The sequence below is a fragment of the Cupriavidus sp. DF5525 genome (genome assembly GCF_040149425.2).
GTDB classification, from domain to species: Bacteria; Pseudomonadota; Gammaproteobacteria; order Burkholderiales; family Burkholderiaceae; genus Cupriavidus; species Cupriavidus pickettii_A.
The window spans coordinates 613,239-636,829 of the sequence record NZ_CP168265.1 but is presented as its reverse complement, the minus strand read 5'-3'; the positions used below and the strand labels follow the sequence as shown (position 1 = coordinate 636,829).

Annotated in this window: 22 protein-coding genes; 19 read left to right on the top strand and 3 right to left on the bottom strand. The window is 65.9% G+C overall.

The features are described 5' to 3' along the window. The first annotated feature begins 31 nt into the window (after nt 1-31). The 6 genes from ABNX08_RS03090 (at nt 32) to ABNX08_RS03065 (ending at nt 7,082) form a co-directional block, all read left to right on the top strand. On the top strand, nt 32-2,353 hold the full coding sequence (locus ABNX08_RS03090) for a bifunctional salicylyl-CoA 5-hydroxylase/oxidoreductase (RefSeq protein WP_349605602.1): 2,322 nt from the start codon (nt 32-34) through the stop codon (nt 2,351-2,353). A gap of 60 nt (nt 2,354-2,413) precedes the next feature. After that, nucleotides 2,414-3,541 carry a cupin domain-containing protein gene (locus tag ABNX08_RS03085; RefSeq protein ID WP_022533707.1) on the top strand — a complete coding sequence of 376 codons (1,128 nt, stop codon included), beginning with the start codon at nt 2,414-2,416 and terminating at the stop codon, nt 3,539-3,541. Between the two features lie 94 nt (nt 3,542-3,635). Then, a complete protein-coding gene (locus tag ABNX08_RS03080; RefSeq protein WP_022533706.1) occupies nt 3,636-4,547 on the top strand; it encodes a fumarylacetoacetate hydrolase family protein in 912 nt (303 codons plus the stop codon). A 52-nt stretch (nt 4,548-4,599) separates the two neighbouring features. Then, nucleotides 4,600-5,634, top strand: coding sequence for a carbon-nitrogen hydrolase family protein (locus tag ABNX08_RS03075; protein WP_349605600.1), 1,035 nt, complete (start codon nt 4,600-4,602; stop codon nt 5,632-5,634). 12 nt (nt 5,635-5,646) lie between these two features. Next, nucleotides 5,647-6,405, top strand: coding sequence for an Asp/Glu racemase (locus ABNX08_RS03070; RefSeq protein ID WP_374063667.1), 759 nt, complete (start codon nt 5,647-5,649; stop codon nt 6,403-6,405). Between the two features lie 53 nt (nt 6,406-6,458). Further along, nucleotides 6,459-7,082 carry a flavin reductase family protein gene (locus ABNX08_RS03065; RefSeq protein ID WP_022533703.1) on the top strand — a complete coding sequence of 208 codons (624 nt, stop codon included), beginning with the start codon at nt 6,459-6,461 and terminating at the stop codon, nt 7,080-7,082. Nucleotides 7,083-7,109: 27 nt separating this feature from the next. Here ABNX08_RS03065 and ABNX08_RS03060 read toward each other — a convergent pair whose 3' ends face one another. Then, nucleotides 7,110-7,568: a MarR family winged helix-turn-helix transcriptional regulator gene (locus ABNX08_RS03060; protein ID WP_022533702.1), complete on the bottom strand. Its 459-nt coding sequence runs from the start codon at nt 7,566-7,568 to the stop codon at nt 7,110-7,112. A gap of 204 nt (nt 7,569-7,772) precedes the next feature. On the opposite strand from ABNX08_RS03060, the gene ABNX08_RS03055 reads away from it, so the two are divergent. From ABNX08_RS03055 to ABNX08_RS03030, 6 genes are all read left to right on the top strand, one after another. Next, a complete protein-coding gene (locus ABNX08_RS03055) occupies nt 7,773-8,846 on the top strand; it encodes an AraC family transcriptional regulator (RefSeq protein ID WP_349605599.1) in 1,074 nt (357 codons plus the stop codon). A gap of 242 nt (nt 8,847-9,088) precedes the next feature. Then, nucleotides 9,089-9,877, top strand: a complete 789-nt coding sequence (locus ABNX08_RS03050) for an SDR family oxidoreductase (RefSeq protein ID WP_349605598.1) — start codon at nt 9,089-9,091, stop codon at nt 9,875-9,877. A gap of 86 nt (nt 9,878-9,963) precedes the next feature. Continuing rightward, nucleotides 9,964-11,253 carry a styrene monooxygenase/indole monooxygenase family protein gene (locus tag ABNX08_RS03045; RefSeq protein WP_349605597.1) on the top strand — a complete coding sequence of 430 codons (1,290 nt, stop codon included), beginning with the start codon at nt 9,964-9,966 and terminating at the stop codon, nt 11,251-11,253. Between the two features lie 75 nt (nt 11,254-11,328). Continuing rightward, complete coding sequence (locus tag ABNX08_RS03040) at nt 11,329-11,853, top strand: flavin reductase family protein (protein ID WP_022533698.1); 525 nt, start codon at nt 11,329-11,331, stop codon at nt 11,851-11,853. 85 nt (nt 11,854-11,938) lie between these two features. Next, nucleotides 11,939-13,570: an NAD(P)/FAD-dependent oxidoreductase gene (locus ABNX08_RS03035; RefSeq protein WP_349605596.1), complete on the top strand. Its 1,632-nt coding sequence runs from the start codon at nt 11,939-11,941 to the stop codon at nt 13,568-13,570. Nucleotides 13,571-13,705: 135 nt separating this feature from the next. Continuing rightward, entirely contained in the window at nt 13,706-14,962 is a 1,257-nt protein-coding gene (locus ABNX08_RS03030) for an adenylate/guanylate cyclase domain-containing protein (protein ID WP_349605595.1), read from the top strand. 73 nt (nt 14,963-15,035) lie between these two features. Here the strand turns inward: ABNX08_RS03030 and sodB are convergent, their stop codons facing one another. Together sodB and xseA are read right to left on the bottom strand one after the other, a co-directional pair. Next, nucleotides 15,036-15,617, bottom strand: a complete 582-nt coding sequence (sodB, locus tag ABNX08_RS03025) for a superoxide dismutase [Fe] (RefSeq protein ID WP_013955690.1) — start codon at nt 15,615-15,617, stop codon at nt 15,036-15,038. Nucleotides 15,618-15,806: 189 nt separating this feature from the next. Next, a complete protein-coding gene (gene xseA / locus ABNX08_RS03020; protein WP_349605594.1) occupies nt 15,807-17,192 on the bottom strand; it encodes an exodeoxyribonuclease VII large subunit in 1,386 nt (461 codons plus the stop codon). Between the two features lie 1,078 nt (nt 17,193-18,270). Here xseA and ABNX08_RS03015 point away from each other — a divergent pair. From ABNX08_RS03015 to ABNX08_RS02985, 7 genes are all read left to right on the top strand, one after another. After that, nucleotides 18,271-18,891 (top strand): MotA/TolQ/ExbB proton channel family protein, encoded by a 621-nt coding sequence (locus ABNX08_RS03015; protein ID WP_041681241.1) that lies wholly within the window; start codon nt 18,271-18,273, stop codon nt 18,889-18,891. An 18-nt stretch (nt 18,892-18,909) separates the two neighbouring features. Continuing rightward, nucleotides 18,910-19,341, top strand: coding sequence for a biopolymer transporter ExbD (locus ABNX08_RS03010; RefSeq protein ID WP_349605593.1), 432 nt, complete (start codon nt 18,910-18,912; stop codon nt 19,339-19,341). A 149-nt stretch (nt 19,342-19,490) separates the two neighbouring features. Further along, entirely contained in the window at nt 19,491-20,594 is a 1,104-nt protein-coding gene (lpxK, locus tag ABNX08_RS03005) for a tetraacyldisaccharide 4'-kinase (RefSeq protein ID WP_022533692.1), read from the top strand. Continuing rightward, nucleotides 20,575-20,784: a Trm112 family protein gene (locus tag ABNX08_RS03000; protein WP_022533691.1), complete on the top strand. Its 210-nt coding sequence runs from the start codon at nt 20,575-20,577 to the stop codon at nt 20,782-20,784. Before lpxK ends, ABNX08_RS03000 begins: the two co-directional genes overlap by 20 nt. A gap of 11 nt (nt 20,785-20,795) precedes the next feature. Further along, nucleotides 20,796-21,605, top strand: a complete 810-nt coding sequence (gene kdsB, locus ABNX08_RS02995) for a 3-deoxy-manno-octulosonate cytidylyltransferase (RefSeq protein WP_349605592.1) — start codon at nt 20,796-20,798, stop codon at nt 21,603-21,605. A gap of 385 nt (nt 21,606-21,990) precedes the next feature. Next, entirely contained in the window at nt 21,991-22,656 is a 666-nt protein-coding gene (gene adk / locus ABNX08_RS02990) for an adenylate kinase (protein WP_349605591.1), read from the top strand. 168 nt (nt 22,657-22,824) lie between these two features. Continuing rightward, on the top strand, nt 22,825-23,583 hold the full coding sequence (locus ABNX08_RS02985) for a 3-hydroxyacyl-CoA dehydrogenase (protein ID WP_022533688.1): 759 nt from the start codon (nt 22,825-22,827) through the stop codon (nt 23,581-23,583). The last annotated feature ends 8 nt before the right edge of the window (nt 23,584-23,591 follow it).

The following is a 23,591-nucleotide window of genomic DNA, read 5'->3' as shown; positions in this document are numbered from 1 at the left end:
GGCTCCGGTAGTAACCTCATTGGAAGCAGCCATGAACATTGTATGTATCGGCGGTGGCCCCGCCGGCCTGTATTTCGGCCTGTTGATGAAGCTCCAGGATCCCGCCAACAAGGTCGTGGTGGTCGAGCGCAACCGCCCCTATGACACCTTCGGCTGGGGCGTGGTGTTCTCCGACGCCACCATGGACAACCTGCGCGAGGCCGACCCGGTCTCGGCCGAGACCATCGGCGATGCGTTCAACCGCTGGGACGATGTCGAAGTCCACTTCAAGGGCCGCGCGGTGCGCAGTGGCGGCCACGGCTTTATCGGTATCGGCCGCAAGAAGCTGCTGAACATCCTGCAGGCGCGCTGCGAGGAAGTCGGTGTGGAGCTGGTGTTCGAGAACTACGTCGAGGACGACCAGGCCATCGCGCGCAAGTACAACGCCGACCTGGTGCTGGCTTCCGACGGCCTCAACAGCGTGGTTCGCAAGCGCTATGCCGACACCTTCCGCCCCGACATCGACACGCGCAACTGCCGCTTTGTCTGGCTGGGCACGAAAAAGGTGTTCGACGCCTTCAACTTCATCTTCTTGCCGACCGAGCATGGCTGGTTCCAGGCACACGCCTATCGTTTCGAGGACGGCACCTCAACCTTCATCGTCGAGACCCCGGAAGAAACCTGGAAGGCCGCCGGCATCGACCAGATGAGCCAGGAAGAGGGCATCGCCTACTGCGAGAAGCTGTTCGCCCCGTACCTGGATGGCAACCCGCTGATCAGCAACGCTGGCCACCTGCGCGGCTCGGCGATCTGGATCCAGTTCCCGCGCGTGATCTGCGAGAAGTGGGTGCACTGGAACAACCTGACCGACGACAGCGGCCTGGAGAAGAAGGTGCCCGTGGTGCTGATGGGCGATGCCGCCCACACCGCGCACTTCTCGATCGGCTCCGGCACCAAGCTGGCGCTGGAAGATGCCATCGAGCTGGCGCGCGCCCTTCGCAACACCGACGGCCCGCTGGAAGATGCACTGAAGCACTACGAAGCCGTGCGCTCGGTGGAAGTGCTCAAGATCCAGAACGCCGCGCGCAATTCGACCGAATGGTTCGAGAACGTCAGGCGCTATGAAGACCTGGAGCCCGAGCAGTTCGCCTACTCGCTGCTGACCCGCTCGCAGCGCATCTCGCACGAGAACCTGCGCGTGCGCGACAAGGCCTGGCTGGAAGGCTACGAGTCGTGGCTGGCCGAACGCGCCGGCACGGATGCCGCCGCCGTGCCGCCGATGCTGACGCCGTACACCGTGCGCGGCGTGGAACTGAAGAACCGGGTGGTGGTGTCGCCCACCGCCATGTACTCGTGCCAGATGGGCGTGCCGGGCAATTTCCACATGGTGCACCTTGGCAGCCGCGCACTGGGCGGTGCCGGCCTGGTGATGGTGGAAATGACGGCGGTGTCGCCGGAGGGCCGCATCACGCAGGGTTGCCCGGGCCTGTGGAATGACCAGCAGGCCGCGGCATTCGCCGGCATCGTCGGCTTCGTGCATGAGCACACCAGCGCGCGCATCGGCGTGCAGATCGGCCACGCCGGGCGCCGTGGCTCGACGCAACTGGGCTGGGAACAGATGGACCACCCGCTGGCCGAGGGCAACTGGCCGCTGATCTCGGCCTCCGCACTGCCGTACCTGCCGGGCGTTTCGCAGACGCCGCGCGCCATGACCCGCGCAGACATGGACCGCGTGCGCGATGACTTCGTCGCCGCCACCCTGCGTGCCGCAGCCGCCGGCTTTGACTGGCTGGAGCTGCAGGCCGGCCACGGCTACCTGCTGTCGAACTTCCTCTCGCCTGTGACCAACCAGCGCAGCGACGAATACGGCGGCTCGCTGGAAAACCGCATGGCCTTCCCGCTGGAAGTGCTGCGCGCGGTGCGCGCAGCATGGCCGCAGGACAAGCCCGTGTCGGTGCGCATTTCCGCCACTGACTGGGTCGAAGGCGGCAACAGCGCCGATGACGCGGTGGCCATGGCACGCCTGTTCAAGGCAGCTGGCGCCGACATGATCGACTGCTCTTCCGGCGAAGTCACGCCGGAGCAGAAGCCGGTCTACGGCCGCATGTTCCAGACCCCGTTCGCCGACCGCGTGCGCAACGAGGCAGGCGTGCCGACCATCGCCGTGGGCGCGATCACCGAAGCCGACCACGTCAACGGGATCATCGCCTCGGGCCGCGCCGACCTGTGCGCGCTGTCGCGCCCGTACCTGGCCGATCCGGCCTGGCTGCTGCGCGAGACCGCGCAACTGGGCTACCGCCGCGTGGAATGGCCCAAGCAGTACCTGTTCGCCAAGGATCAGCTGGAGCGCAACATCAAGCGCGCGGCCGCCTGACGATGGCTCGTCCCTCTCTCGCTCCACGGGAGAGGAGAAAACCAGACCAAGAGGAAGACGATGTCGAATACCTCGTATGACACCTACCGCGAGAACGTAGCCGGCCGCGCCGACGTGGAAGACACGCCCGAGCTGGTCGCCTACTACAAGGAGCTCGATGCGCTCAAGACCGGCGCGCTCTGGACGGTGGCTAACAAGATCGAACCGTGGCAACCGAAGTCCGAATCGGTGCCGGTGCTATGGCGCTACCGCGACCTTCGGGATCACGTGCTGCGTTCGGTCGACCTGGTAACGCCGGAGAAGGCCGGCCGTCGCGTGATCTACCTGAACAACCCGGGCCGCCAGGACGTTTCGGCAGCGGTGGGCTGGCTCTACTCGGGCCTGCAGGTGATGCATCCCGGCGAAGCCGCGTCTGCGCATGCGCACTCGTCGTCGGCGCTGCGCTTCATCATGGAAGGCAGCGGCGCCTACACCATCGTCGACGGCCACAAGATGACGCTGAACGCCAACGACTTCGTGCTCACGCCCAACGGCACCTGGCACGAGCATGGCGTGGCGGCCGAAGGCACCACCTGTATCTGGCAGGACGGCCTGGATATTCCGCTGGTCAACGCCATGGAAGCCGGCTTCTATGCCGTGCACCCGGACCTGCAGCAGGCCGTGACACACCCGGTCGATGACATGCCGGCGATCTGGGGCGGCAAGGGCCTGCGCCCGCATGAAGGCAACTGGACCAAGCCGTATTCGCCGCTCTACAAGTACGAATGGGCGCCGACCTACGAGGCGCTGGTGCGCCACAGCAAGGTCACCGATGGCAGCCCTTACGACGGCGTGCTGATGCACTACGTCAATCCGGTCACCGGCGGCCCGGTGATGCCGACCATCGGCGCCAGCATGCAGCTGCTGCGTCCGGGCGAAGCCACCAAGGCCCACCGCCACACCGGCAGCTTTATCTACCAGGTCGCCAAGGGCAGTGGCTACTCGGTCATCAACGGCCAGCGCTTCGACTGGACCGAGCGCGACATCTTCTGCGTGCCGTCGTGGGCCTTCCATGAGCACGCGAACGCGTCGGCCAGCGATGACGCCGTGCTGTTCTGCTTCAACGACCTGCCGGTGATGCATTCGCTTGGCCTGTATCGCGAGCAGGCGCTGGCAGAGAACGGCGGGCATCAGGCGATTATTTCCTGACGGTTTTCTCCCCTCTCCCATGCAATGGGAGAGGGGAGAAAACCGTCCAACTTATGCAGCCGCAAGCACGCGGCATTTACGGAGTCATCAAACCATGCGTCTCGTAACCTATCGCGCTGAAGTCGCTGCCGCCGCCCGCCTGGGCGCCATCGTCGACGGCAATGTCGTTGACCTCGCCCGCTTCGGCGCCGCCGTCGGCGTGGACATTCCCTCCACCATGCTCGAATTCATCGACCTGGGCCCCGAGGCAGTCCGCTCGACCAGCGCGCTGCTGAACGAATGTCGCGGCAAGCTCCCGTTCGGCGTGGCCGTGCCGGCTTCCAACGTGAAGCTGCTGGCGCCGATCCCGCGTCCGCGCAAGAACATCTGGGGCATCGGCCTGAACTACGTCGAGCACGTCGCCGAATCCAGCCGCAGCCTGGACACCTCGAAGGAGCTGCCGAAGGAGCCGGTGATTTTCTCCAAGCCCCCCACCACCGTGATCGGCCCGGGCGACGCCATCGAGCACAACAAGGAAATCACCCAGCAGATGGACTGGGAAGTCGAGCTGGCCGTCATCATCGGCACGCGCGGCAAGGGCGTGAAGGAAGCCGACGCACTCAACTACGTGTTCGGCTACAGCGTGATGATCGACATCTCGGCGCGCGACTGCCGCCGCGCCGGCCAGTGGATCTATTCCAAGGGCCAGGACACCTATGCCCCGTTCGGCCCGGTCATCGTCACCGCCGATGAAATCCCCGACCCGCACACGCTGGACCTGTCGCTGACCGTCAACGGCGTGACCAAGCAGAGCTCCAACACCCGCCACATGCTGTTCAAGGTGCCCGCACTGATCGCCGACATCAGCAAGGGCATGGCACTGGAACCCGGCGACGTCATCGCCACCGGCACGCCGGACGGCGTGGGCGCGGGCCGCACCCCGCAGGAGTGGCTGTGGCCGGGCGACACCGTGGTGGCCACGGTGGAAGGCATCGGCGAGCTGCGCCACCCGGTGGTGGCCGTCTAAACCCCGTCGTCCCCGCGCAAGCGGGGATGACCGCTGCAAGCGAGGCACACACATGCTCAACCTGCCCAAGTTCAAGGCCGCGGCCGTACAGGCCGCCCCCGTCTTCCTCGATGCCGATGCCACGGTCGACAAGGTCTGCCGGCTGATCAGGGAAGCCGCCGACAACGGCGCCAGCCTGGTCGCCTTCCCCGAGGTATTCGTGGCCGGCTACCCCTACTGGAGCTGGCTGACCAACCCGGTCGACGCCAGCCCCTGGTTCGAGCGGCTGGTCAAGGCTTCCATCGAGATCCCCGGCCCCGAGATCCGCAAGATCGCGCAGGCGGCGCAGGCCAACCACATCAACGTGATCGTCGGCGTCAACGAACGCAGCCGCACCGGCGTCGGCACCCTCTTCAATACGCTGGTGACCATCAGCCACGAAGGCCGCATCCTGGGCCGCCACCGCAAGCTGGTGCCGACCTGGGCCGAGAAGCTGACCTGGGCCAACGGCGACGCCTCGGCGCTGCGCGTGCACCAGACCAGCGTCGGCCCGCTCGGCTCGCTGGCCTGCGGCGAGAACACCAACACGCTGGCGCGCTTTTCGCTGCTGTCGCAGGGGGAGCTGATGCACGTGGCCAGCTACATCGCGCTGCCGGTGGCCCCGGCCGACTACGACATGGCCGAGGCCATCAAGGTGCGCGCCGCCGCTCACTGCTTCGAGGGCAAGGTGTTCACCGCGGTCTCATGCTCGACGGTGTCGGAGGAAATCATCGAGGCCATGAGCCCGCTGAATCCCAAGGCACGCGAACTGCTGTCGCGCCGCAACAGCGCCTTCTCCGGCTTCCTGGGGCCGGACGGCCGCGTCATCGGCGAGCCGCTGATCGACGCGGAAGGCATCGTCTACGCCGACATCGACCTGTCGCGCTGCATCCAGCCGCGCCAGATGCACGACATCACCGGCCACTACAACCGCTTCGACATCTTCGACCTGCGCGTCGACCGCCGGCCGCTGCAGCCCGCCCAGTTCCTGGACGGCGCCAGCCAGGCCTTCGACCTCGCTGCCGAGGAAGCGGAACTCAACGCATTCGACCTTTCCGAGAGCAAGTAAATGTCTTTCCTGCTGACGCCCCAGAAGCCGCTGCGCATCGGGCAGATCGTGCCGTCTTCCAATACCACCATGGAGACGGAAATCCCCGCCATGTTCCGCGAGCGCGAGAAGGACTTCGCCGAGCGCTTCACCTTCCACTCCAGCCGCATGCGCATGAAGAAGGTGGTGAAGGAAGAGCTGGAAGCCATGGACCGCGATAGCGACCGCTGCGCCATAGAACTGTCCGACGCGCGCGTGGATGTGCTGGGCTATGCCTGCCTGGTGGCCATCATGAGCATGGGCAAGGGCTATCACCGCGTCTCCGAGGCGCGCCTGACGCAGCGCACCGTCGACAACGGCAACCCCGCGCCGGTGGTGACCAGCGCCGGCGCGCTGGTGGACGGCCTGCACGCCATGGGCGCGAAGCGCGTCTCGGTGGTGTGCCCGTATATGAAGCCGCTGACGAAGATGGTGGTCGAGTACATCGAGAGCGAAGGCATCGAGGTCAAGGACTACGCCGCGCTGGAGATCCCCGACAACCTGCAGGTCGCCGCGCAGGACCCGGCCAACCTGCTGGAGATCTACAAGCGCATCGACACCACCGGTGTCGACGCCATCGTGCTGTCGGCCTGCGTGCAGATGCAGTCGCTGCCGTCGATCCAGAAGGTGCAGGACGAGTCGGGCATTCCGACCGTCTCGGCCGCCGTGGCCACCACCTGGCAGATGCTGCGCAAGCTGAACCTGCGCACCGAGGTCGCCGGTTGCGGCGAGCTGCTGAGCGGCAAGTACTGAGCGCCATCCAACGCTTCCGTCGTCCCTGCCCGTGCGGGGACGACGTCGCGCATATGCACATGGACGACATTCACTTCTACGAGCCCACGCGTGGCCACGGGCTGCGGCACGATCCGCTGGCCGCCATTGTCGGTCCGCGCCCGATCGGCTGGATTTCGACGGTTGACAAGGCCGGGCGCGCCAACCTGGCTCCCTACGCATTCTTCAACGTCTTCAACTACACGCCGCCGGTGGTGGCGTTCTCCAGCGTCGGCTACAAGGACACCGTGCGCAACGTCGAGGACACCGGCGACTTTGTCTGGAACCTGGTGACGCGCCCGCTGGCCGAGCGCATGAACATGACCAGCGCCGGCGTGGCACCCGAGGTCGACGAATTCGGCCTGGCGGGCCTGACGCCAACGCCGTCGCGCCTGGTGTCGGCGCCCCGCGTGCAGGAGAGCCCGGTATCGTTCGAGTGCCGCGCGACCAGGGTCATGCAACTGAACCAGGCCGACGGCGCCATGCTCCAGACATGGATGGTGCTGGGCGAGGTAGTCGGCGTGCATATCGACCGCGCCTTCCTGCCGGACGGGGTCTATGACACCGCCGCCGCACGTCCCATCCTGCGCGGTGGCGGCCCGGCCGACTACTACGAGGTCAGCAAATCGACGCTGTTCCAGATGCGCCGGCCGGCCTGAGGCGCGAAGCCGGGCTCAGTTCTGGTCTCAGTTGGCCGGGCGGTGCAGGTCGATCAGCAGCTTCAGCGTGGTGCGCAGTTCGTCGGCCTTTTTCTTGCCGAGCGGCGCCAGCACGTGGTCTTCATGAGCCCGGGCCTGTGCGATCAGGCTGGAGGTCAGCTTCTGCCCGCGCGGCGTGATGCGTACCAGCGTGATGCGCCGGTCGGTCTCGTGGGGGATGCGCTTGACGTAGCCCTGCGCCTCCATGCGGTCGAGGAGGCGCGTCACGGTGGGCTGCTTGGTCACCGAGATTTGCGCCAGTTCCCCGATGCTGATTGGCTTGCCGCCGGACAGCGTGGACAGGACGCGCCAGTCCGAAATGGTGAAACCGTTGGCCTGCACGATCACGTGGAATTCCCCCGAAATCAGCTGACTGGCCTGGGCCAGCAGGGCCGGGGTGTAGTTGTCGACGAAATCGTCGTCGGCGGTGTCGATGGGCTGGTTCATGCGGTCCGGTGGCGGGAAGCGGCCTCGTCGGCCGCGCGGGCAGAACATACCACGGCGGGAGCGTTCGTCCACGGCAAGGCAGCCCGGCAGGGTGGCGCCCTTCTTGCTGCCCGCAGGAACTTTAAGTATAAAGCAACTGATTGCGCAGGCTTCTCTCGCTGCGCAGGCGAGCCAGACACGCTGCAATCCTCCAGGAGCGAGACGATGCAGACCGCCCCCCAGTCACCCGCCGAGCTACCGTCTTCCCCGGCGAGTGATGACAACTGCTCGCCGCAAGCCATGCTGGCGAACTACCCCTCTTTCCGCTCCGAGGATGTAGAGGAGGCCCAGGGCAAGATCGCTGCGGTCTTTTGCCCGCATGAACTGCGCGTGGTCGGCGCGCTGCAGCAGTTGCACGTCCAGCACAACCTGGTGCGGCTGCATGAGACTGCCATCAACTTCCTTGCCTATGGCGCCCACGTAGAAATCGACCCTGGCTGCCTGGGGCACTTCTATCTCGCCCAGATCCCGGTAGCGGGGCATGCGGAAATCCAGTGTGGACCGCAGCAGATACTCTCTGACGTCCGCACGGCCAGCCTGCTGAGTCCCAATACTCCGACCCGGATGCACTGGCACGAGGATTGTGCGCAAGTCTTGCTGTGGATCCAGAAGGAAGCGATCGAGCACCGCTTCGCCTTGCTGACCGGGCGCGATCCCGGCGGTCCTCTTTCATTCGATCCGGCGCTGCCCCAGCACGCAGGGCTTTCAAGTCCATGGAGCCAGGCCGTGCTCGACCTTGCCAGGAATATCGACCAGCACGGCACCCACTGGCTCCAGTTCCCGGCCGCGGTGGCGTCGATGGAGGACTACCTGTTGCGGACGCTGCTGCTGCTTCAGCCGCACTCCTACACCTATCTCCTGGCGCGCAGCGCCGAACCCGCCAGGCCGCGTCATATGCAGCGGGTGATCGATTATGTCCGCGCCAATGCCGACACACCGCTGACCGTCGCCGACCTTGCGCAAGTCGCCTGTGTGAGCATCCGGGCGCTGGAGGAAGGCTTTCGCCGCCATCTCAATACGACGCCGGTCGCATACCTGCGGGACGTCAGGCTGGACTGCGTGCGACAGGCGTTGATTGCCGCCGCCGGAGCGGAGCAGGCCTCCATCACGGATATTGCATATCGCTTTGGCTTTACGCATCTCGGCCGGTTTGCGGCTTACTACAAGAAGCGCTTCGGCGTGTCTCCGTCGGCGACCCTGCGCCGGGCGGCAACAGAGCGGCATTCCCCTTCCTCGTAGTCGTTGATACATCAAATTCAGCCCCGCGCTCGCGGATGAATCGATACCTTCACGCCCAGCCAGCCGGCAAGGCTACCGCCCCGCTCTCTCCTGACGCCACCGCCCCCCTTTTCCCGGCCCGCCAGCAACGGCTCGTTATCTGGATATCGGACGGCGGATTGTGGATAGCAGCGTCATCACCGCTACACCAAACTACGTTGCACATGGCTACGTGCGAGCCAACACAACAAGTGGAGACGGACATGCAAGGAATCGAAGGCAAGACAGCGATCGTGACCGGCGGCGCGACGATGATTGGCGAGGCGGTGGTCTCGGCCCTGGTCTCGGCAGGCGCCAACGTCGTTGTCGTCGACATCGACCAGCAAGGCGGCCGCAATGTGGCTGAGCGCCATCCGGGGCGCTGCCGCTATATCGCCGTGGACGTGACCAGCGATGCCGACATCGCTGCCTGTATCGGCGACACGGTCGATGCCTTCCGCGGCATCGACCTGCTCGTCAACTGCGCCTGCACCTATGTGGACAACGGCGCCGATTCCACACGCGAGCAATGGCTTGAGTCCTACAACGTCAATGTCGTCGGCGCGGCGATGATGCTGAAGGCATGCGTGCCGGAGATGAAAAAGCGCGGCGGCGGAGCGGTCGTCAACTTTGCCTCGATCTCCGCGGGCGTGGCGCAGTCGGGGCGCTGGCTGTACCCGATTACCAAGGCGGCGATGCAGCAGTTCACCCGCGGCGCCGCGCTTGACCTTGCCCCCGACAACATCCGTGTGAACTCGGTCTCGCCAGGATGGACGTGGTCGTCGGTCATCAGCGCGCTCAGCGGCGGCGACAAGGCAAAGGCCGACAGCGTTGCCGCCGACTTCCACCCGCTCGGACGTCTCGGCAAGCCTGAGGAAGTTGCGCAAGTGGTGCTCTTTCTCCTGTCCGATGCGTCGGCCTTCGTCACCGGTACCGACTACGCCTGCGACGGCGGCTATGGCGCCCTGGGCCCGGAGGGCCGGCAGGCAGCCATCCACCGGCTCACGGCATAACGCTGTCCGCCAAACCCTCGCGCAGGCAACCAGGTTGGCGCCAGCCCTGCGCCAAACACGCACAAGACCCCCCACTGGAGAGACGCATGACAACCCATCCCATTGCCAGGATCACGCCGCGCAAGATTGCCATTGTTGGCGCAGGCCAGGCCGGCCTGTTGCTCGGATGCGCCTTGCTGGATCAAGGCTACGAGGTCACGCTGGTGACCAACCGCACGGCGGAGGAAGTCTGGAGCGGCAAGGTCATGTCCTCGCAGTGCATCTTCGACCAGTCCCTGCAGATCGAGCGCAACTGGAGCATGAATCAATGGGAAGCGCTTTGCCCCACGGTGGACGGCATCGGCCTCACCATCCCTACGCCAGATGGCAAAGGCGAGATGGCCATCCATTGGCGCGCCCGCCTGAATGCCTATGCGCAGTCGGTGGACCAGCGCGTCAAGATGCCCGGCTGGATGGCGGAGTTCGAACGTCGCGGCGGCACCTTGCGGATCGAGAACGTCGAGATCGCCGAGCTTGAAACGTTGGCCGAAAGCCATGACCTGGTCCTGCTGGCAGGCGGGAAGGGGGAGATCGTCAACCTGCTGACCCGCAACGATGCGCGCTCTCCCGTGCGCCAACCGCAGCGCCAGCTGGCACTGGCCTACGTGACCGGCATGCAGCGCAGCGGCCCCTTTGAGTGCGTCAATTTCAACCTGATTCCCGGCGTCGGCGAGTACTTCGTGTTTCCGGCCCTGACCACCAAGGGCAGCAGCGAAACACAGGCCTGCGACATCATGGTCTTCGAAGCCATTCCGGGCGGCCCGATGGACCGCTGGGCCGACGTCAGGTCCGCCGACCAGCATCTGGAGGTCTGCCTGGGCATTCTGCGCGACTACCTTCCCTGGGAAAGCGAGCGCTGCGCCGGCGTACAGCTCACTGATGCCAACGGGATCCTGAGCGGGCGCGTCACGCCGACCGTGCGCAATCCCAGCCTTACGCTGCCCTCCGGCCGGCTGGTGATGGGTCTCGGCGACGCCGTCATGGTCAACGATCCGATCACGGGCCAGGGCTCGAACAACGCTACCAAGGGCGCCCTTCACTATTTCGAAGCCATCCTGCGCCATGGCGACCAGCCCTTCGACAAGGCATGGATGCAGAAGACCTTCGACGGCCTTTACGAAGGCTACGCCGAGCCGGTCATCCGCTGGACCAACTCCCTGCTGTTCCCGCCGCCCGACCACATCGTCAAGCTCCTGGCCACTGCGCAGCACGCACCGCGCATCGCCCAGCGCATCGCCAACGGCTTCAACGATCCACGCGACTACGGCAGCTACTGGTTCAACGAGGAAGCCACCGAGGCCTGGATCGCGCAAGAGTCGCAGTCCCGGGCTGCCTGAGACAGCACCACAGCCACACGAAAACAAGCCGCCTGCTCGCCTCATCGCTGGTGAAGCAGGCCACAGGAGACAACCATGACCGACGTTCGCGATTTTCGGAATGCCCTCGGCCGTTTTGCCACGGGCGTAACCATCGTCACCACCCGCACCCTCGACGGAGAGCCGTGGGGCGTGACCGTCAATAGTTTCAGCTCGGTATCGCTGGAGCCTCGCCTGGTGCTGTGGAGCCTCGCCAAGAAGTCCTACAGCCTCGAGGCATTCCAGACGGCCGGCAGTTTCGTGATTCACGTCCTGGCAGCCGACCAGGAGCACGTCTCCAACCGCTTTGCACGCGGCGCGGACGGCAAGTTCGCTGGTGTCCCGTGCACGGACGGCATCGACGGCTCTCCCGTCCTGCCAGGATGCGCGGCGGTGTTCCAATGCCGGAACACGCACCAGTACGACGGCGGCGACCACGTCATCTTCATTGGCGAGGTCCAGCATTACGACACGTCGGACCGCGAAGCCCTGCTCTTCTACAAAGGCGGCTATGCCCGGGCCGCGAATGACCTGAGCGATCTCGCCGACCTGATCCGCGGCGAATACGCTGCCGCGACCTGATTCCGCTACTGCCGGCGGCCAGACGCAGATGGCATATGCATGCCAGCGTCTGGCCCCCCTCTCATCCTTGCCCCCGGGATATTCCATGAATACGTATGACGCCGTCATTGTCGGCAGTGGTATCAATTCGCTCGTCTGTGCCGCCGTCCTCGCCAGGCGCGGCAAGCGCGTCTGCGTGCTGGAACGGAACAGCACCCTGGGCGGATGCATTCGCACCGAGGCCTTGAACGCCCCCGGCTATCTGCACGATACGTTGTCGACGGCGCACCCGTTGTTTGTCACCTCGCCCGGCTACGCCGAACTGAAGGACGATCTCCATCACGCAGGACTCAGCTATGGCAACAACGACACGCCCACCGGCGTCTTGTTGCCCGACAACCGTTCGCTGATCCTGAGTACCTCCCGCGACCGCAATGTCAGCGCCTTCAATGCCCTGGCAAACGGCGACGGCGATGCGTATCTGGCCGCGATGCAGGAGGTCGAGCAGAATGCCGGCCTGGTGTTCTCGCTCCTCGGCAACAAACTGTGGAGTGCCGGCGTCGCAAAGACCGTGGCCGGCCGTCTGTGGAAGCAGGGCGTGCACGACACGGTTGCCTTCTTCTCCCCTGCCCTGATGAGTTGCCGGAGCTGGCTGGAGACCCGGGTCAGGTCCGACCTGGTCCGGGCGCTGCTGGCACCCTGGGTCTTGCATACCGGCCTGGGCCCTGAGAGCGCGATGTCGGCCCTGATGGGGAAAGTGGTCGCGTTCACGCTGGAGGCGGTGGGGCTGCCGATCGTCCAGGGCGGCAACGCCCGCACCGTCGATGCATTCCGCCGGATCGTCGAGAGCCGGGGCGGCGCTTTCCATGTCAATGCCGACGTCGAGGACATCCTGGTCGAAGGCGGCTCGGCGCGTGGCGTGCGGACGCGGGACGATCGCGTATTCATGGGCAAGGAGATCGTCTGCAACGTCACGCCCGGCCAGCTCTACGGCAAGCTGCTCGCCCCCGCGCACGTCCCGCCGGGCCTGCGCCAGCAGGCTGCGGAGTACCGCTATGGCAAGGGCAATATGCAGATCCACCTGGCGCTGTCCGCCCCACCGGACTGGCCCCAGGACCATCTCAGGGATGTCATCTACCTGCACCTTAGCTCGGGCCTGGACGGCGTCTCCAGGGCTGTCAGCGAAGCAGAGCGAGGGCTGCTTCCGGCCGAAGGCACGATCTGCGTTGCCCAGCCGTGCGCGGTCGATCCATCCCGCAGCCCGGCCGGTGGCTGGGTGCTCTGGATCCAGGTCCCCGAGTGCCCGCGGCAGGTCAAGGGCGATGCCCTGGGAGAGATTGCGGTGCCCGCGGACGGTCGCTGGACGCCGGAACTCAGGGAACGCTACGCCGACCGCATCATCGACCGCATTGCGCGCCAGGTTCCCAACCTGAAGGCGAGCATCGTCGGGCGGACTGTCCTGTCGCCGGCAGACCTCGAAGCGATGAACATCAATCTCGTCGGCGGCGATCCCTATTCCGGCGAATGCAGCATCGATCAGTTCATGTTCTGGCGGCCGGTCCCGGGCGTCAAGGATCACGCGACCCCGGTCAGGCATCTCCACCATATCGGCGCGTCTACCCATCCGGGGCCGGGTCTCGGCGGCACGTCCGGATACCACGTCGCCAATGCGCTCGCCAGGAAGCGGGCGACATCCATCTCAAGGAAAAATCACCTGACGGGAGACAACCATGAGTGAGCCACGGCCTCGCACGGTTGCAGCGCATTAAAAGAACCGGTTTGGCGGCCACAAACTATGGTTCAAGGTAGTCACGGTCTTCTGACGAAAATGGGCCCACGCTCGTCGCGGTGCCCGAGGCGCGGGAGGTGAAGCATGGCTACCATTCACCGCCGGGTGTTCCCCGCCCCCCTGGAACTCCGGGTGCGAGATGTCACGCTTTCTGCGAGCGACGATTTCCAGGCCCAGCGGGACAAGCTCGCGCGCATCATGCTGGACGCGATGTACCAGTTCGTGGGACTGCTGGATGTGCACGGAACGATGCTCGAGATCAACCGTGCCGCGCTCGAGGCGATTGGCATACGGATGGACGACATTCGGGGGAAGCCGTTCTGGGAGGCCCGCTGGTGGGTTGTCTCGCCCGAGACCCAGGCGTTGCTGCGAGAAATGATCCAGCGCGCCAGCCAGGGCGAATTTGTCCGTTGCGACTTCGAAAACTACGTCCAGGCCGAGGGCGAGGAGACGATCATTGTCGACTTCTCGCTGCTGCCGATCCGGGATGCGAACGGGAACGTTGTATTCCTGCTCCCGGAAGGCCGCAATATCACCGAGAAGAAGCGCGCCGAGGCCGCGCTGGCGCGGAAGAACGAGGAACTGCAGGCAAGCTGGGAATTGATCCGCCGCCAGCACGACGAGCTCCGGAGCCTCTATGACAGGCTTCTGGCCGAGCAGGAATTGTCGGAGCGGCTGCTGCTCAATCTGCTGCCCTGCTCGATCGCTGAACGGCTCAAAGCGCGTCCTGACCTGATCGCCAGCGGCGATCCGGAACTCATCGCCGACAGCTTTCCGGACGTGACGGTCCTGTTCGCGGACATCGTGGCCTTCACGCGGTTTTCAGCGGGCATGAGCCCCGAGCAGCTGGTTGCCGTCCTCAATGAGATCTTCACCGAGTTCGACACCATTGCCGACCATCGCGGCCTCGAGAAGATCAAGACCATCGGCGACGCCTACATGGCAGCCGCGGGGCTGCCGGAGCCGGCGCCTGATCACGCGGTGCGGGCAGCGCAGATGGCACTGGACATGACAGAAGCGTTCATGCACTTCAACCAGCGCACCGGCTTTAACCTGCAGATGCGCATTGGCATCAATAGCGGGCCAGTGGTCGCCGGAGTCATCGGCAAGCGCAAGTTCATCTACGACTTGTGGGGTGCGGCGGTCAACATCGCCAGCCGGATGGAATCCCACGGCGTGGCCGGACGGGTGCAGGTCACCGACGCGACCAGGCAGCTGCTGGGCAAGTCGTTCCTGTTCGAAGAGCGCGGCGCAATCGAGGCGAAAGGAATCGGCACGCTGCATACGTGGTTCCTGACGGGCCGCAACCCCGCCTGCCAGGCTGGCGCGATGGCCAGGTAAGGAGTAAGGCGAAAAGAAAGAAAGCCCTCGCGCTGGAGGGCTTCCTTGCTGTCGATTCGCGCTGAACCGTCGGTCAGCCAGCGAAATTCTTGCCGGCGAAGTCCCAGTTCACGACGTTCCAGAATGCTTCGACGTATTTCGGACGGGCATTGCGGTAGTCGATGTAGTAGGCGTGTTCCCACACGTCGCAGGTCAGCAGCGCCTTGGCGTCGGTGGTCAGCGGGGTGGCGGCGTTGGAGGTCGAGACCAGGTCCAGCGAACCGTCGGTCTTCTTGACCAGCCAGGCCCAGCCCGAACCGAAGGTGCCCACGGCGGTCTTGGTGAACTCTTCCTTGAACTTGTCGAACGAGCCCCACTTGGCGTTGATGGCGTCAGCCAGCGCGCCGGTCGGCTGGCCGCCGCCGTTCGGCTTCATCGAGTCCCAGTAGAAGGTGTGGTTCCACACCTGGGCAGCGTTGTTGAAGATGCCGCCCGACGACTTCTTGACGATTTCCTCGAGGGTCGAGTTCTCGAACTCGGTGCCCTTGATCAGGTTGTTCAGGTTGGTGACGTAGGTCTGGTGGTGCTTGTCATGATGGAACTCCAGCGTCTCCTTGGAGATGTGCGGAGCCAGGGCATCATGCGCGTACGGGAGCGGGGGGAGCTTGTGTTCCATTGTTCTGTCTCTGTGGGTTGGGGTTGTGGGGTCCGGAATTGCCGATTGTAGGGGACTTGCCACACCCGCGCAAACCGCGGGGCAATGCCCCCAAGTCCGATGTTAGTTTGTCCGGGCGGGGGTTTCCGGGGGATTTCCCGCAGGTCTCGCAAGCGATTCCTGGCGCGGCCGCGGCACCGTCGCAACGCTTCAGAAATCCGCCAGCTTGGCCTGCACGCCGGCGATCGCCAGGTCGGCCACGCCCTCGGCCAGGTGGGCTTCGACCACGCTGCCCGGGCGGATCTCGGTGGGCGAGCGCAGTGCGCGCCCGCGCTGGTCGAGCAGCACCGCGTAGCCGCGTTCGAGCGTGCGCTGCGGCGCCAGCAGTTCGAGCGCGCCGGCGGCGCGCGCCAGGCGCTGGCCGGCACGCTCCTGCTGGCGCACGGCGGCGTTCTGCAGGCGCTGCCACAGCCGTGCCACATGGGCGTGTTCGGCGGCGGTGTCGGGACGGCATGCGTTCCAGCGCATCGCCAGCAGTTGTTGGCGATGGCGCTGCGACACCACGGTGTCGCGCAATGCCGACCGCAAGTGTCGGGCCAGATTGTCCACGCGCGCGCGCCGCTCCTGCAGCTGCGCCTGCGGGCTGCGCAGCCGGCGCGCGAGCCAGTCCAGGTGCTGGGCGCGCAGGTCCAGGCCGCGCCGCATGCATTGCGCCAGGGCGTCGCGGGCGCGGTTGGCCTGCTCCAGCAGGTGGGCGCGGTCGGGGCTGACCAGTTCGGCCGCGCCGGTGGGCGTGGGCGCGCGCACGTCGGCAACGAAGTCGGCAATGGTGAAGTCGGTTTCGTGGCCCACGCCGGAAATGACGGGCAGCGCGCAGCGCGCGATCGCGTGCGCCACCACCTCTTCATTGAACGACCACAGGTCTTCGATGCTGCCCCCGCCGCGGCACAGGATCAGCACGTCGCACTCGCGCCGCGCATCGGCGGCGTCGATCATGTCGGCGATCTTCTGCGCCGCGCCCGCACCCTGTACCGGCACCGGGTAGACCACCACCGGCACGTGTGGCGCGCGCCGGCGCAGCGTAGTCAGCACGTCGCGCAGCGCGGCGGCCTGCAGCGACGTGACCACGCCGATGGTGCACGGATGCGCCGGCACCGGGCGCTTGCGCTCGGGCGCGAACAGCCCCGCCTGCGCCAGCTTTTCCTTGAGCCGCAGGAAGGCCTCGTACAGGTTGCCCAGGCCGGCGCGGCGCATCGCCTCCACGCCCAGCTGCAGTTCGCCACGCGCCTCGTACATGGTGACCACGGCGCGCACCTCCACCGCCTCGCCCTCGCGTGGCTGGAAGTCGACATGCTGGTTACGGCCGCGGAACATCACGCAGCGGATCTGTGCGCGCGCATCCTTCAGCGAGAAATACCAGTGCCCGCTGGCCGCGCGCGTGAAGTTGGAGATCTCGCCGCGCACCCACGCGAGCGGGAAGCTGCGTTCGAGCAACTTGGCGATTGTGTGGTTTAGCTCACCAACAGCGATAACGTCCCGGCCGCTGCGCAACGCGGTGGAGGAAGAGTCACGCGAAAAGTTCGACAGATCGGGCATGGTGCGGCGCTGGCAAGCGGCGTGAATGGGACATGTCCACAGCATAACTGGTCTGTCAAGGGGGTTGCGCTGATGCGCGCAGCCTGCCCCGGAAGCCGCATAGGCCCGTGCAACTCTTTGATTTTTATGTGGATTGTGTTCGCAATAAAAATTAGGCAATGTAACTGATTCTCTTATGCATCAATCACTTACAGAACCCCGGATGCGCTTGTTCACAAAGTTATCCACAGAAACTCTGGATAAAAAGGCTCGTATACCTCACTTTTCGGCCGGAAAAAGCCGTTAGACGTTTCGGCATCACTCGCAAAGCGGCGCTCTCTGCGCGTAGAGCATGTCCTCAGCTTTGTCTCATGCCCCCAAAGAGACGCCCGCCATACCTGCATATTTTGTAGGCAATAGGTCATCTGGCCATACAAATCAATGGGTTATCTCGCTTCTCCCGACATTGTCCACAGGGCATCCACAACGCTCTCCCTGCGGATTGTGGAAAAACCCGTGTTTACCCAAGCCAGGCCTCAGGCCGGGCCCGCGCCACTCCGCCACGCCCTTCTGCCTGTTTTTTAAGCAGCGGTCACTCGCGTCTTTGAAATCAACGACTTAGGCACTTTCTCAGATAGCTTTCCACAAGCCCTCCACAGTACTGTCCCGCTCCTGTGTGGACACCCGCAGCGCGACTGTGCGCCGACGCACAGACCAGGCCGGGGGAAAGCGGATACGGCGGGAGTGCGCAATACGCCGCCGTGCCCATGGCAGGTGTTTGCACAAGATTTAAGCACTCCTCGCATAGGCCTTTCGGATCAAGGGGTTAGCACGCTTGTCAGGCAGCTGTCCACAATCGATCCACAACACTGTCCCGCCGCGCTGTGGAAAGACGGCGCCGCAACCCCGCGCGGCGATGCGCGCCCGAGACACCGGCGCACGCCGTCGCTTGCCGCGCGACAGGGCGCAGGTTAGAGTGGCGCCTGATTTTTCAGAGCAATGCCGGAGCGCGCGCCGCGCTAGCGTGCCAGCTGCGCATCAAGGCATGCCGACCAGGTGGTTGGGGTTTTGTTATTGCTTGTCGATCCCGGGGGTCCAATTGTTTTCCATCATTCAAGCGGCTGGCTGGCCGATCTGGCCGCTGTTGCTCGCCTCGGTCATCGCGCTGGCGCTGATCGTCGAACGTTTCCTTACCCTCAAGCGCAGCAAGGTGCTGCCCGCCCGCCTCTATGAAGAGGCCCTGGCCGCCGCGCAGCAACGCCGCGCCACGCCGGAAGTGGTCAATACGCTGGAGCAGAACTCGCCGCTGGGCCGCGTGCTGGCCGCCGGCCTGCGCCACGTGGTGCTGCAGCCGCATACCTCGCGCGATGCCGCCAAGGACGTGGTCGAGGAAGCCGGCCGCGCGGTCGCGCATGAACTGGAGCGCTACCTGAACGCGCTCGGCACGATTGCCTCGGTGGCGCCGCTGATGGGGCTGCTGGGCACGGTGATTGGCATGATCGAGATCTTCGGCAGCCAGGGCGGCACCGGCGCCAGCCCGGAACAGCTGGCGCACGGCATCTCGGTGGCGCTGTACAACACCGCCTTCGGCCTGATCGTGGCGATCCCGGCGCTGATCTTCTGGCGCTACTTCCGCCGCCGCGTGGACGACTACGTGGCCGAGCTGGAATTCCGCGCCACCGCGTTCCTGGACGCGATCCTGCCGCAGCGGCGCGCCTGATCCCGGAACGCCATCGCCATGCATTTCCGTTCCCGCCAGCGGCGCGAAGAGCCTGAGATCAACCTGATCCCGCTGATCGACGTGCTGCTCGTGATCCTGATCTTCCTGATGATCACGACCACGTACTCGCGCTATACCGAGCTGCAGATCCAGCTGCCCACCGCCGACGCCGAGCGCGCCCAGCAGCGGCCGCGGGAGATCGTGGTGTCGGTGTCGGCGCGCGGCGTGTACTCGGTCAACAAGCACGTGCTGGAGCAGAAGGACGTCACCAGCCTGGCGGACCAGCTGCGTGCGGCCTCCGGCGACGCCGGCAGCGGCCAGCCGCCGGTGGTGATCGTCAACGCCGATGCGCAGGCCTCGCACCAGGCCGTGGTCAACGTGATGGAGGCCGCGCGGCTGGCCGGGCTGTCGCGCCTGACCTTCGCCACGCAGAGCGCCCAGCCGCGCTGAGCGGCGTCCGCGTTGGAGCGCACGCGGCAGGCTGGCTTGCCGCATGCGCTGCGCAGTGCCCATAATGGTTGAGCCTCCGCGAGCCCGGGGGCGAGATCCCCAGCGCACTACAATCCCATCCCAACCACGACTCACCGCCCGCCGCATCCATGCCCGTTCCCCGCCACGCCCTTGCCGACTTCGTCACCGCCCAGTGGCAGCGCCGCGGCTGGTTCGCGTGGGTGATGCTGCCGTTTTCGCTGTTGTTCGGGCTGGTGGCGCGTGTGCGCCGCCATGGCTACCAGCGCGGCTGGTTCAAGTCGACGCGGATGCCGATGCCGGTGGTGGTGGTCGGCAACGTGACCGTGGGTGGCACCGGCAAGACGCCGGCGGTGATCGCGCTGGCGCAGGCGCTGACCGAAGCCGGGCTGCGGCCGGGCGTGGTATCGCGCGGCTACGGCGTCGAGCTCAGGCACCCGCGCCGCGTCAAGCCGACCTCGCAGGCCAGCGACGTGGGCGACGAGCCGCTGCTGATCGCGCGCGCCGCCGACGTGCCGGTGTGGGTCTTCCCCGACCGCGCGCTGTGCGCGCAGACCATGCTGGTCTCACACCCCGGCGTCAACGTGCTGCTGCTCGACGACGGGCTGCAGCACTACAAGCTGCAGCGCGACTTTGAAATCGTGATGTTCGACTCGCGCATGGGCGGCAATGGCCTGATGCTGCCAGCGGGCCCGCTGCGCGAACCGCTGACGCGCCCGCGCGACGCCACGCTGATCAACGACCCCAACTTCCGCGCCACGCCGGACCGCCCCGGTGTCTATGGCATGCGGCTGGAACTGGACGACGCCTGGCAGCTGAACGACCCGACCATGGCGCGCCCGGTCAGCGCCTTTGCCGGCCGCCGCGTGCTGGCCGCGGCAGGTATCGGCAATCCCGAACGCTTCTTCGCCAGCCTGCGCGCCGCGGGGCTGTCGCCGAAGACGCTGCCGCTGCCCGACCACTATGACTTTGTCGTCGACCCGTTCGCCGACCACCCCGACGCGCTCGATGCCGACGTGATCCTGATCACCGAGAAGGATGCCGTAAAATGCGAGCGCTTCGACGACCCGCGCATCTGGGTCGTGCCCACCAGGCCCGTGATCGACGCGGGCCTGATCGACAAAATCCGCAGCGCCGTGCTGGCGCAAGTCAAACCCGCGCCGGCCGCTGCGGCCGCCACGCCCGGCGCCGCCGGACGCAACGAGGAACACCGAGATGGACAACCGGCTGCTTGAAATCCTGGTCTGCCCGCTGTGCAAGGGCAAGCTGGAATACGACCGCGCCGCGCAGGAACTGATCTGCCACGCCGACAAGCTGGCATACCCGATCCGCGACGGCATCCCCGTGATGCTGGCCGACGAGGCACGCCAGTCAGTCCCCGGCCGCGTGGTCAATCCCGAGCCCGACGCCCCTGCCGGCAACTGAGCGGGGGCGCCATGACTGTCCCGGCGTTTACCGTCGTCATTCCCGCGCGGCTGGCTTCGACCAGGCTGCCTGACAAGCCGCTGGCCGATATCGGCGGGCGTCCGATGATCGTGCGCGTGGCCGAGCGCGCGCATGCGTCGTCGGCGCAGCGCACCGTGGTCGCGACCGACGCGCCGGCGGTCGCGCAGGCCTGTGCCGCGCACGGCGTCGAAGCCGTGCTGACGCGCGCCGACCACCCTTCCGGCACCGACCGCCTGGCCGAAGTGGCCGCGCAGCTGGGCCTGGCAGACGACGTCATCGTCGTCAACGTGCAGGGCGACGAGCCCCTGATCGAGCCGGCGCTGATCGACGAGGTGGCGCTGCACCTGGCGCACCACGCCGACTGCGCCATCGCCACCGCTGCGCACCCGCTGCACGAGATCGCCGAGGTCTTCAATCCCAACGTGGTCAAGGTGGTGTGCGACGCCGCCGGCCGCGCGCTGTATTTCTCGCGCGCGCCGATCCCGTGGGCGCGCGATGCCTGGTCGGGCGTGCCGGCCGTGCCCGCCTCGATGGCACAGGTGCCGCTGCCGGCCATGCCGGTGCTGCGCCATATCGGGCTGTACGCCTACCGCGCGGGCTTCCTGCGCCGCTTCCCGACGCTGGCGGCGGCGCCGCTGGAGCAGGTCGAGGCGCTGGAGCAGCTGCGCGCCATGTGGCATGGCGAGCGCATTGCCGTGCTCGAAACCAATGCGGCGCCCGCGCCGGGTGTCGACACCCAGGCCGACCTGGAGCGCGTGCGCGTGTTGTGGGCACAGTCGATGGCGCAGGAAGGGCCCTGACGGCCAGGCCCATGCGACACCCGAAAGACGCCTGCCCGCTCAGGTTCATACTGCTGCAACCTGAACAGGGGGGCGGATTTCGGGCCGATTTCGCGCCGCCTCATGGCATAATGCTTGCCGATACAGAGCCGCCCGGCAGGCGCGAAGCAACGCGCCGCCTGGCCAAGGCTCGGTGGGGAGATAAAGATAGAGCCCGTCCGGTGCGCCGCGCCGCCATCCCCCTGGCAGCCGCCGCCGGCCGTATGCGTGAGGCATGCGTGAGCAATGCCCGCGTTGAACGCAGTCAGAACGCATCAGGACAGCAGTAAGTCTTGCGTCAAGTTACGGCGTTACCCTCCTTCTAGATCTCCCGCCACACCAGATTCAAAACTCTGAGGACCCGTAAATGCGTTTGATCCTGTTGGGCGCGCCTGGCGCCGGCAAAGGCACGCAAGCCAAGTTCATCTGCGAGAAGTTCGGCATTCCGCAAATCTCCACCGGCGACATGCTGCGCGCCGCGGTGAAGGCCGGCACGCCCCTGGGCGTGGAGGCCAAGAAGGTCATGGACGCGGGCGGACTGGTGTCGGATGACATCATTATCGGCCTGGTGAAAGACCGGCTTAAGGAAGACGACTGCAAGAACGGCTACCTGTTCGACGGCTTCCCGCGCACGATTCCCCAAGCCGAGGCGATGAAGGAAGCGGGCGTGGCGATCGATTACGTGCTGGAGATCGATGTGCCGTTCGACGCCATCATCGAGCGCATGAGCGGTCGTCGCGTGCACGTGGCGTCGGGCCGTACCTACCACGTCAAGTACAACCCGCCCAAGGCGGAAGGCGTGGACGACGAGACCGGCGAGCCGCTGATCCAGCGCGACGACGACAAGGAAGAGACCGTCAAGAAGCGCCTGGACGTGTACTCGCAACAAACCCGGCCGCTGGTCGATTACTACTCGGACTGGGCGGCCAAGGGTGACCCGTCGGCAAAGGTTTCGCCGCCGAAGTATCGGAAGATCGCCGGGCTGGGCAATGTGGATGAGATTACCGCGCGGGTATTTGAGGCGTTGAAGTAATCATCTCGCCTTCTCGCGACGTGGAAAGCGGCCTTCGGGCCGCTTTTTGTTTTTGATCCCCTTACCCGTTCCCCTTGCACATCCGCTGTCACTCCGTAAAATACGGTCGATCGAATTGACGTTTACGTAAACGGCAACAAAAACCACCTGACACCGAGGAGACAAGCAATGCAGATCCAGGGCAACGTATTCATCGTCACCGGCGGCGCCTCCGGGCTCGGCGCGGGCACCGCGCGCATGCTGGCCGAAGCCGGCGGCAAGGTCGTGATCGCCGACCTGAACGAGTCGGTCGGCCAGGCGCTGGCCGCCGAACTGGGCGGACAGTTCATGCGCTGCGATGTCACCTCGGAGGCCGATGGCCAGGCCGTGGTTGCGGCTGCCCAGGCGCTGGGCCGGCTGTCGGGCATCGTCAACTGCGCCGGCATCGCCACGGCCAACAAGACCGTCGGCAAGAACGGCCCGCATCCGCTCGATGCCTTCGACAAGACCATCCGCATCAACCTGATCGGCACCTTCAACATGATCCGGCTGGCGGCCGCGGCGATGGTGCAGAACACGCCCGACGGCGAGGGCGAGCGCGGCGTGATCATCAATACCGCGTCGGTGGCGGCCTTCGACGGCCAGATCGGGCAGGCGGCCTATGCCGCGTCCAAGGGCGGCGTGGTGGCGATGACGCTGGCGATCGCGCGCGACCTGTCGCGCGACGGCGTGCGCTGCATGACGATTGCACCGGGCATCTTCGAGACGCCGATGCTGCTGGGCATGCCGCAGGAGGTGCAGGACGCGCTCGGCAATATGGTGCCGTTCCCGCCGCGCCTTGGCCGCCCGGCGGAGTATGCCAAGCTGGCCCGCTCGATCATCGAGAACACCATGCTCAACGGCGAAGTGATTCGCCTGGACGGCGCGATCCGGATGCAGCCCAAGTAATTGCCAGG

Coding starts and splice junctions, on each gene's coding strand:
- ABNX08_RS03090 (WP_349605602.1), top strand. CDS start 32: ATGAACATTGTATGTATCGGCGGTGGCCCCGCCGGCCTGTATTTCGGC.
- ABNX08_RS03000 (WP_022533691.1), top strand. CDS start 20,575: ATGGACAACCGGCTGCTTGAAATCCTGGTCTGCCCGCTGTGCAAGGGC.
- ABNX08_RS03045 (WP_349605597.1), top strand. CDS start 9,964: ATGACAACCCATCCCATTGCCAGGATCACGCCGCGCAAGATTGCCATT.
- ABNX08_RS03075 (WP_349605600.1), top strand. CDS start 4,600: ATGCTCAACCTGCCCAAGTTCAAGGCCGCGGCCGTACAGGCCGCCCCC.
- xseA (WP_349605594.1), bottom strand. CDS start 17,192: ATGCCCGATCTGTCGAACTTTTCGCGTGACTCTTCCTCCACCGCGTTG.
- ABNX08_RS03060 (WP_022533702.1), bottom strand. CDS start 7,568: ATGAACCAGCCCATCGACACCGCCGACGACGATTTCGTCGACAACTAC.
- adk (WP_349605591.1), top strand. CDS start 21,991: ATGCGTTTGATCCTGTTGGGCGCGCCTGGCGCCGGCAAAGGCACGCAA.
- ABNX08_RS03080 (WP_022533706.1), top strand. CDS start 3,636: ATGCGTCTCGTAACCTATCGCGCTGAAGTCGCTGCCGCCGCCCGCCTG.
- ABNX08_RS03030 (WP_349605595.1), top strand. CDS start 13,706: ATGGCTACCATTCACCGCCGGGTGTTCCCCGCCCCCCTGGAACTCCGG.
- ABNX08_RS03040 (WP_022533698.1), top strand. CDS start 11,329: ATGACCGACGTTCGCGATTTTCGGAATGCCCTCGGCCGTTTTGCCACG.
- ABNX08_RS03065 (WP_022533703.1), top strand. CDS start 6,459: ATGCACATGGACGACATTCACTTCTACGAGCCCACGCGTGGCCACGGG.
- ABNX08_RS03035 (WP_349605596.1), top strand. CDS start 11,939: ATGAATACGTATGACGCCGTCATTGTCGGCAGTGGTATCAATTCGCTC.
- ABNX08_RS03010 (WP_349605593.1), top strand. CDS start 18,910: ATGCATTTCCGTTCCCGCCAGCGGCGCGAAGAGCCTGAGATCAACCTG.
- ABNX08_RS03085 (WP_022533707.1), top strand. CDS start 2,414: ATGTCGAATACCTCGTATGACACCTACCGCGAGAACGTAGCCGGCCGC.
- ABNX08_RS03055 (WP_349605599.1), top strand. CDS start 7,773: ATGCAGACCGCCCCCCAGTCACCCGCCGAGCTACCGTCTTCCCCGGCG.
- kdsB (WP_349605592.1), top strand. CDS start 20,796: ATGACTGTCCCGGCGTTTACCGTCGTCATTCCCGCGCGGCTGGCTTCG.
- sodB (WP_013955690.1), bottom strand. CDS start 15,617: ATGGAACACAAGCTCCCCCCGCTCCCGTACGCGCATGATGCCCTGGCT.
- lpxK (WP_022533692.1), top strand. CDS start 19,491: ATGCCCGTTCCCCGCCACGCCCTTGCCGACTTCGTCACCGCCCAGTGG.
- ABNX08_RS02985 (WP_022533688.1), top strand. CDS start 22,825: ATGCAGATCCAGGGCAACGTATTCATCGTCACCGGCGGCGCCTCCGGG.
- ABNX08_RS03050 (WP_349605598.1), top strand. CDS start 9,089: ATGCAAGGAATCGAAGGCAAGACAGCGATCGTGACCGGCGGCGCGACG.